The sequence below is a fragment of the Alcanivorax sp. HI0044 genome (assembly GCF_001634945.1).
In genome coordinates this window covers 1-769 of sequence record NZ_LWEZ01000356.1, presented here as the reverse complement: position 1 = coordinate 769, position 769 = coordinate 1, and the positions used below count along the sequence as shown (strand labels likewise).

The 769-nt window shown below is 56.7% G+C and carries 1 pseudogene; it reads right to left on the bottom strand.

Annotation, left to right across the window (positions count from 1 at the left end):
• Positions 1 to 283: pseudogene (locus A3730_RS04335) on the bottom strand (class I SAM-dependent methyltransferase); the annotation flags it as partial.
• Between the last annotated feature and the right edge of the window lie 486 nt (positions 284 to 769).

The following is a 769-nucleotide window of genomic DNA, read 5'->3' as shown; positions in this document are numbered from 1 at the left end:
CCCGTGGCGACAGGCCGCAGGCAATCTCGACGACTTGAGTCACGCCTGCTTCGATAAGCTGGTGTAGGCGGTGATCAATCAAGTGGTGCCGCTGCAGCAGAAAGGTGCGGATGTTGCCGCCGACAATACGCCGCCCGATAAACTCGAAGGGTGCCAGCGCCCCATACAGGAAGGCTCCACCGCGAGTGTGGAAAAACGGGGCGGAAATGCCGTCACGGGTCCAGACATGGCCGGTGTACAGGGCAGTAAAACTGATGGAGGAAGTATCGCGTGGTTCGCTCATTGTTGTTCTGGCCTGACAAAAAAGAAGACGAACAGGCTAGCAGAATGTTGCCATTGGTGGGTGGCATATTGTGCCAATCCTACGAGCTACGATCGTTGGGTAGAGAAAGGTTAGAAAGTTCCCAAGACCTCGGCATTTCTACGAAGCCGCTGTAGGAGTACCTCTTGAGGTGCGAACCGCGCTTGCGCGGAAATCGCCCGTAGGGCGATCAGGAATCTCAGAACTCGACAGGTTTCAGAAAGAACGGCGGATAGATTTTGGCCTTTCTTGCCTCGCTACGCTCTGTTCGTCCCTCAAGAGGAGCGCCTGCAGATAGGCTCCAGCCTGGCAGCGCGGCGTCCTGTAGGGCTTCATGAGGCACAGGGCCTTCTCCGTGTTGCTGCTTGAAGCTTGTCGCTTGCAGCTGTCTTTTTTACCGTTCCATGCTACGAGGTAGCGGGTGTCCAGCCAGGCGCAGGGCCAGGGAAGTGATGTGTTTCCAGGGAT